Below are 1,565 nucleotides of genomic sequence, written 5' to 3' on the forward strand. Positions count from 1 at the left end.
CGCCCGCCTTCGTCCCAGCGGTAGTGGCTGCTGCTTTGCTGCGCGGCGTTGCCGTCCGTGGCTTCCATGAGCTGGCCTGCCGCGTCCCAGCGGTAGCGCTGCAGCCGTTGGTCAAACCCTTCTTCCTGCACGAGCCGGTCCAGCGCGTCCCAGGCAAAGCGGCTTTGCGCCCCGTTCTCATTGACGAGGCGCAGGAGGCGGCCAGCGCTGTCGTATTCGAAGGCCAGGGTGAGGCCACCATGTGTTCGCTGGATGAGCCTGCCCCAGAGGTCGTAGCGCAGGTGGATGCTGGAGTCGGCGGTCTGGGTTTCGCTGGAGGTGCCCGCAGGCTGGGCCGGATCGATGCGCGTGAGGTGGCCTGCGCTGTCGTAGTGGTAGCGCTCGATCTGGCCGTTGGGCAGTTCGCTGGCCACGATGCGGCCCTGGCCGTCGCGCTGGTGGCGTTGGCGCTGGCCCAGGGCGTTGTCCACTTCGATGAGCGCTCCCCAGCGGTCGTAGTGGTAGTGCGTGCTGTGGCCCGAGCAGTCGGTGTAGCTGAGCAGTTGGCCCGCGTCGCTCCAGGCCAGCTGTTTGCTGCCGCCCTGGGCGTCTTCGATGCGCCGGGGGCTGTCGCAGGTGAGCGGCGCTTCCTGGGGGTCGGGGTAGTGGTAGCGCTCGGTGCTGCCATCGGCCTGGGTGATCTGGATGAGACGGCCCCAGCTGTCGTATTGGTAGCCGGTGGTGGCCCCTGCGGTGTCAGTGCTTTGCAGCAGGCGGCCGGTGGCTTCGTCGTGTTCCTGCTGGGTGCTGCGCCCGTCGGGCAGTTGCACGCCGATGAGCCGGCCCTGGCCATCACGCCTGAGGTGGACGCTGCGCCCCAGCGGGTCGGTGCGCGAGGCCAGGCGGCCGAAGCTGTCGTAGGCCTGCAGCCAGCGGCTGCCATCGGCCTTGTGGTGGGCGATGAGGCGCGACAGGCCCGCTGCGCCTTCGAAGTAGTAGGTCTCGATGCGATCCAGGCTGTCGCTGACGCGGGTGGCGGCACGCGGCTGGCCGCCCGGGCCCGGGGGCTGGGCCAGGTAGTCGAAGCGGTAGCTGAGGCCTTCCTGGTTGCTGTGCTCGATGACGCGGGCGCCGGGCTGGGCGCTCTCGTAGCGGTAGCTGTGCCAGGGTCCGCTGGCATGGCGGTGGGCGCTGATGCGGTGGTGGTCCCATTCGAATTCGCGCACGAGCTGGCCTGCGCGGTCGTGGACGGTGATGAGGTCGCCTGCGCTGCTGTAGCCGTAGCGCACGAGGGCGATGGGGGTGGACAGGGGGTGCAACGGGTCCTGTGTGAGGTCCACGCCTGTGACCCGCCAGCCGTCGTCGGCGCCCCACAGTCCGTTCAGTCCCTGCGCATCCCTGCCACCATGGATGCGCTGGTGCAGCAGGCGGTAGCGCCGGCCCGTGCCGTCGCTCAGCGAGACCAGGCGGCCTGCGGGGATGAGGTCCTTGCTCGCACTGTGGCCGGCCTCGGGCGTGGTGCCGTCGCTGTAGTGGTAGAGCTGGCGGCGCCCGAAGCGGTCGATCTGGGCCATGAGGCGCCAGGG

General features: G+C 69.9%; 1 pseudogene. It reads right to left on the bottom strand.

Going from position 1 to position 1,565, the window contains the following annotated elements:
• Positions 1–1,565: pseudogene (locus IAE24_RS29935) on the bottom strand (RHS repeat protein); the annotation flags it as partial.

Origin of the sequence: Delftia sp. S65 (genome assembly GCF_016516495.1) — a bacterium.
In the GTDB taxonomy this organism is placed as follows: Bacteria; Pseudomonadota; Gammaproteobacteria; order Burkholderiales; family Burkholderiaceae_C; genus Comamonas; species Comamonas acidovorans.